Source organism: Mesorhizobium sp. M7A.F.Ca.CA.004.12.1.1, assembly GCF_003997835.1.
In the GTDB taxonomy this organism is placed as follows: domain Bacteria; phylum Pseudomonadota; class Alphaproteobacteria; order Rhizobiales; family Rhizobiaceae; genus Mesorhizobium.
Window position 1 is genome coordinate 1 of the sequence record NZ_RZRK01000379.1, and the last position, 5,857, is coordinate 5,857.

6 protein-coding genes are annotated in these 5,857 nt (G+C 63.7%); 1 reads left to right on the forward strand and 5 read right to left on the reverse strand.

The genetic code is table 11. The features are described 5' to 3' along the window. The 5 genes from EN984_RS19855 to EN984_RS19875 form a co-directional block, all read right to left on the reverse strand. The coding region (locus EN984_RS19855; RefSeq protein ID WP_206517446.1) for a PLP-dependent transferase at positions 1-574 on the reverse strand (574 nt) is incomplete at its 3' end. Beyond that, positions 571-1,992 carry a pyridoxal-phosphate dependent enzyme gene (locus EN984_RS19860; RefSeq protein ID WP_127269717.1) on the reverse strand — a complete coding sequence of 474 codons (1,422 nt, stop codon included), beginning with the start codon at positions 1,990-1,992 and terminating at the stop codon, positions 571-573. The genes EN984_RS19855 and EN984_RS19860, both read right to left, overlap by 4 nt. A 260-nt stretch (positions 1,993-2,252) precedes the next feature. After that, entirely contained in the window at positions 2,253-3,587 is a 1,335-nt protein-coding gene (locus tag EN984_RS19865) for an FAD/NAD(P)-binding protein (RefSeq protein ID WP_127269715.1), read from the reverse strand. A 31-nt stretch (positions 3,588-3,618) separates the two neighbouring features. Further along, a complete protein-coding gene (locus EN984_RS19870) occupies positions 3,619-4,095 on the reverse strand; it encodes an Rrf2 family transcriptional regulator (protein WP_127269713.1) in 477 nt (158 codons plus the stop codon). 147 nt (positions 4,096-4,242) lie between these two features. Then, positions 4,243-4,470, reverse strand: coding sequence for a hypothetical protein (locus EN984_RS19875; RefSeq protein WP_127270314.1), 228 nt, complete (start codon positions 4,468-4,470; stop codon positions 4,243-4,245). A gap of 488 nt (positions 4,471-4,958) precedes the next feature. Here EN984_RS19875 and tauA point away from each other — a divergent pair. Continuing rightward, a partial coding sequence (gene tauA, locus EN984_RS19885) for a taurine ABC transporter substrate-binding protein (protein WP_127383891.1) occupies positions 4,959-5,857 on the forward strand: 899 nt, incomplete at its 3' end.

Below are 5,857 nucleotides of genomic sequence, written 5' to 3' on the forward strand. Positions count from 1 at the left end.
GAATATAAGGGCTGCAGAACGTGTTGTCGGCGACCGACAAAATGCCCTTGCGCCTGGCGAGTGCGGCGACGCCTTCGAGGTCGACGATGCGCAGCAGCGGGTTGGTCGGCGTCTCGACCCACAGCATTTTCGTCTCGGGCCGGATCGCGGCCTCGACGGCGGCGAGGTCGGTGAAGTCGACGAACGAGACCTGCAGATTGGCCGAGCGTTTGCGCACCCGCTCCATCAACCGGAACGAGCCGCCATAGATGTCGTCGGTGGCGACGATGTGAGCGCCGGAATCGAGCAGCTCCAGCACGGTGGCGATCGCCGCCAGGCCGGACGCGAAGGCAAAGGCGGCCGAGCCGCTTTCGAGGTCGGCCACGGCGCGCTCGAAGGCAAAGCGCGTCGGGTTCTGGCTGCGGGCATATTCAAAGCCCTTGTGCACGCCGGGCGACTGCTGGGCAAAGGTCGAGGTGGCGTAGATCGGCACCATCACCGCGCCGGTCAGCGGGTCGTGGCTCTGGCCGCCATGGATGGTGCGCGTCGAGAAAGCCAGACGGTTCTTGCCCGGTGGTGGTGTTTCAGCGGTCATCGTGCGCGCCTCAGATGGTTGATCAGGTCGATGCGGGTAATCAGCCCGACGAACTCGTCGCCGTCGAAGATGATGGCGACCTCGTTGCGGTCGAAGACCGGCAGCAGCGCATCCAGCGTCTGGCTGGCCTGCAGCGTGTGCAGATTGGAGGTCATGGCCGTGCGGACCGGGCCGTTGAAGCGCTCCCAGCGTCCGTCATAGGGGCCGTCGACCTTGGCCAGGATGTCGCTTTCGTCGACGATGCCGACGAGCTTGCCATTGTCGAGCACCGGCAGCTGCGAGACATCGGAACGGCGCATGCGGCCATAGGCGTTGAGCAGGCTTTCGTCCGGGCCGACATAGACGGTGTCGCCGGTGCGGTGCGAGCGCATCACCAGATCGCGCAGATCGCCATGCTGCTCGTGCTCGGCAAGGCCCTGCTCGGCCAGCCAGAAATCGTCGAACACTTTCGACAGGTATTTGTTGCCGCTGTCGCAGACGAAGGTGACAACGCGTTTGGGCACCGTCTGCTCGCGGCAATAGCGCAGCGCGGCGGACAAAAGCGTGCCCGAGGATGAGCCGGCGAGGATACCTTCCTTCGACAAGAGGTCGCGCACCGCCAGCATGCTCTGCTTGTCGGGGATCGAATAGGCCTTCTTGACCAGCGACAGATCGGCGTTGGGCGGCACGAAATCCTCGCCGATGCCTTCGACGGTCCAGCTGCCGGCCTCTTCCATCTTGCCGGTCTTGATCAGCGGCGCCAGCACCGAGCCGACCGGATCGGCCAGCACCATTTCGGTCTTCGGCGACACTTTGGCGAAGTAGCGGCCAAGCCCGGTCAGCGTACCGCCGGAGCCGACGCCGACGACCACCGCATCGACGTCACCGTCGAGCTGCGAAAAGATCTCCGGACCGGTGGTGGTCTCATGCGCCAGCGGATTGGCCGGGTTGGCGAACTGGTTGGCATAGAAGGCGCCGGGCGTTTCCGCCGCGATCTTCTCGGCCATGTCCTGGTAATATTCGGCATGGCCCTTGCCGACATCGGAGCGCGTCATGCGCACCTCGGCGCCGAGCGCGCGCAGATGCTGGATCTTTTCGCGCGACATCTTGTCTGGCACGACCAGCACGATGCGGTAGCCCTTGGGGATGCCGACCTGGGCAAGGCCGAGGCCGGTATTGCCGGCGGTCGCCTCGACGATGGTGCCGCCGCGCCGAAGCTTGCCCTGCTTTTCAGCCGCGGCGATCATCGACAGCGCGATACGGTCCTTGATCGAGCCGCCCGGGTTCTGGCTTTCAAGCTTGATGAACAGCCGGCATTTGCCGGTGTCGAATTTGGTCAGTTCGACAACCGGCGTCTGGCCGATCAGGTCGAGGACGGATTTGTAGGGCGGACGCAGGCGGGACAATTCGTCGGCTGCGGCGATCTCGTGCTCGCTCATATCGATGCTCCATGACCAAGCGACCGCCTCTGGGCAGGGCGGCAGCGTATCCTCTTTTCCAGCCCTTTGCAGTCGGAAAGAAGATAGATCGTGCCAATCAACCGGCCAGATGCGGAATGAAATTCCGGGTTTGGGTTGGCAAGTGTCGCTTCGAAGTCCGGCGAACCCTCCGCGCGTTCGTCATCCTAGGGTCTCCGCGACGTCGCTTCGCTCCTGCTCCGCCCTAGGATGACGACGGCGTTGGGGTTTGCGCGGAGCTCTCATCCCAGCAGCTGCTTGCTCAGCCTCGCACACTGCACGCGGATATCGGGAATGGCGTCGATCTCGAAGAAGGTGCCGCGCGTCAGCGGGCCGACGGCGAGGATCTTGGCCGAGATGGTTCCGTCGCCGGCGATGATCTCGCATTTGGCCGATACATCGAGGCCGATGCGCAGCGGATCCGGCCGTGCCAGACCGCGGTCGACCAGCGAGCGCACGACGCTGTTCGATGAGGTCGAGATGTCCCTCACGATACCAGAGCAATCGTAGATGCGGGCGACCTCGAAGGTCTCGAGACGCTGCGTGTGGCGTGACTGGACCTGGACGGTGAATTCGCCGTTGCGCGCGATGTCGACGACGCGGCCGGCGACCAGGCGAATGCGGCCGGATTGCACGGCTTCGGTGACACGGGTGTAGACCTCGGGCGCCATGCGATGGCGGTGGATGTCCCACCAGGCCTTGGTGTGCTCGACGAAGCGGCGCTTGGCGGAAGCCGGCCAGTTCTGCCAGATCTTCTGGTTGAACGGCCGCAGGCCGTCGACGACGTCGCGCCAGTCGATGCCGGCCTTCTGGTTTTCCTTGATCAGGTCGCGGAACCAGCCGACGAAATAGGAGAGCTGGGTGCCGAGCGGAATGTCGGCGACGTCGAGCTTGATCGGATTGCCCTTGCGATGCGGCGAGGGCAACAGGCCGCGCCGCGACACAGCTATGATGTCGCCGCGATGGCCGCGCTGTTCCAGCGCCAGGAAGGCATCGACCATGCTCAGGCCGGTGCCCAGCACCATGACGCCGGCGTCGGTCGGAAGTGCTGTATCGGCTTCCGATCCCATCCTGATGGCATGGCCTTGCGCCGGCTCCTCGTCGTGGCCGGTGGCCAGCACGGCGAGATGCGCAACGACGCTGGTGCCGTTGGCCAGCGCCACTTCGACACCGGATGCGGTGGGCGTGATCGAGAGGCTTTCCTCGCGGATCAACCGAAGCCGCCCGGTCTGCTTTTCGCGCGCCTGCAGCTCGTCGAGCAACTCGCCGAGGTAACGGGCATAGATGCTGCGCGGCGCATAGAAGGGCGCCTGCTCGGCCGTTGCCAGGCCGCGCTCCTGCAGCCAGCGCCAGAAATTGCCGGGATCGTCGGCATAGGCGCTCATGCCGGCGGCGCTGACATTCAAGACATGCGCCGACAGCAGTGTCGAATAGGCGATGCCCTGGCCGAAATGCGGGCGCCTTTCGATCAGCGTGACACGCAGGTCGGGATTGGGCGACTTCAGGAGATGCGCGGCCAGCACGACGCCGCTGGCGCCGCCGCCGACAATGATGATGGAGTTGGCGCGCCCGGTCATAGGCGTGCCTTCGCTCTGCGCAACGCCAGTGTCAGGCCTGGACCTTCACCGCGACCGGCAGATCGCCGATGTCCCTCGCGACCGACAGGTCGTCGAGAGAGATATCGCGCATTTCGGCGAGGCTGCGCTGATCGAGCACCTCGGCGATCGCCTGCCGGACCTCGAGCATCAGATGTCGGACTTGGCATGTCGCCTCGTTGCAATCTTCACAGCGCTGGTACTGGGTGCGGCTGGCGCAGGGGATCGGCGCCAGCGGGCCGTCGAGGACGCGCACCACATGGCCGACCTTGATCTCATCGGCGGGGCGCGCCAGGCGATAGCCGCCATCCTTGCCCTTGCGGCTCTGGACGAAGCCGGCATTGCGCAACTCGCCCAGGATGGCGTCGAGAAATTTCTTCGGGATGTTGTTGCCGGTGGCGACGTCGTTGACGAAGGCGAGCTGTCCGGCCGGCAAGCGCGCGAGGTGGACAAGCGCCTTGAGGCCGTACTTACCTTTTTTGGTGAGCATGAGATCAAAATTTCTCTGGCATGCGACGGCATGGAACCATCGGTTGCAAAACGCCTGGCGGGCGTTGCCGCCGCGTCCAAGCCCGCATGACACATAAATTCTAGTGACATGATGTACAAGCCGAGAACTGCTGATTTTGCTTCGTTTTCAAGCCGCTGCAGCGATTTTGACCGGCCTTTGTGCCCTAGAGAGCACAAAAATACGCTTTGACGGCAGCGAGATGGCAAATGGTCCTCCAACTGGCGTCGACTCACGCAACGGCAAAAGCCGATCCGGGTCGCGAGCGATCATGGTGATGGAGTGGCCGCTCATCGTCGCCTCCAGTTCCCTCATGTCGATAAGATTACTATACTTACCTCCGATCACGCGGAACATGTTTCCAAATCGTTGGCTATTTGAGGCATGAATTTGCCTGGCAGAGGTTAGAAGCAGGAAATCTAGTTCGCGGTGGGGGGGTAGGCGCAGCCATCGCAGCAGCTCAGGAGGTTAAAGGCCGGTGGGCCAGCGCCCCCCTCTGGCCTGCCGGCCATCTCCCCCTCAAGTGGGGAGATTGGACGTCACGACCGCTTTCGCCCCATCTCTACCGTCAACGAGAAAAGCGCTGAAGCCGAAACTGCCAATCTCCCCACTTGAGGGGGAGATGTCCGGCAGGACAGAGGGGGGCGCTGTCCCGCCGGCATCAAAAGGTCTGCCCTATGGCGACACCCTGCACGCTACAACCGCCTCATCCGCCCTATCCGCCGACCACCGACAGCTTTTTTCTAACAAGCCCGCCTTCGTTGGAAGGATTTAACTCTACAAACCTAATAGAATTAGCGGACTATCATGGGGCATTCCGATTTTTCTCTTTTCAGGAGCCCTCCATGTCCACCATTTCGCGACGCATTGTTCTCCTCTCGTCGGCGGCACTTGCCGGCGCGGCCTTCCTCGGCCCGGCCCATGCCGACGACCTCAAAATCACCATCGGCTATCAAACGGTGGTCGAGCCTTCGAAAGTGCCGCAGGCCGACGGCGCCTATGAAAAGGAGACGAAGGCAGTAATCGACTGGCGCAAATTCGATTCCGGCGCCGATGTCATCGCCGCGGTCGCTTCCGGCTCGGTCGATATCGGCTATGTCGGCTCGAGCCCGCTGGCGGCGGCGGCTAGCCGCGAATTGCCGATCCAGACCATCTTTATAGTCGGCCTGATCGGCGAATCCGAGGCGCTGGTGGCGCGCAACGGCGCCGGCATCGAGAAAGTCGCCGACCTCGCCGGCAAGAAGGTCGCCGTGCCGTTCGTCTCGACGACGCATTACAGCCTGCTCGCCGCGCTGAAGCATGAGGGCGTGGATCCGAAGTCGGTCGAGATCCTCAATCTCAGGCCACCGGAAATCGCCGCCGCATTCTCGCGTGGCGACATCGACGCGGCTTATGTCTGGGATCCGGCGCTCGGCCAGATCAAGACGACGGGCAAGGTGGTGGTGGATTCCTCGCAGGTCGCCGCCTGGGGCGCGCCAACCTTCGACGCCTGGATCGTGCGCACCGACTTCGCCGAAAAGAACCCGGAAGCGGTGCGCGACTTCGTCAAGGTGACGGGCGCCGCCTATGCCGAGTTCCTCGCCAAGCCCGACGCGTGGTCGGTGTCGTCGCCGCAGGCGGCCGCGATCGCCAAACTCACCGGCGCCAAGCTGGAAGAAGTGCCGCAGCTGCTCAAGGGCTATGTCTTCCCGACGCTGGAAGAGCAGGCCTCCGACAAATTCCTCGGCGGCGGCACGGTCAAGGC

Coding starts and splice junctions, on each gene's coding strand:
- EN984_RS19860 (WP_127269717.1), bottom strand. CDS start 1,992: ATGAGCGAGCACGAGATCGCCGCAGCCGACGAATTGTCCCGCCTGCGT.
- EN984_RS19865 (WP_127269715.1), bottom strand. CDS start 3,587: ATGACCGGGCGCGCCAACTCCATCATCATTGTCGGCGGCGGCGCCAGC.
- EN984_RS19870 (WP_127269713.1), bottom strand. CDS start 4,095: ATGCTCACCAAAAAAGGTAAGTACGGCCTCAAGGCGCTTGTCCACCTC.
- EN984_RS19875 (WP_127270314.1), bottom strand. CDS start 4,470: ATGTTCCGCGTGATCGGAGGTAAGTATAGTAATCTTATCGACATGAGG.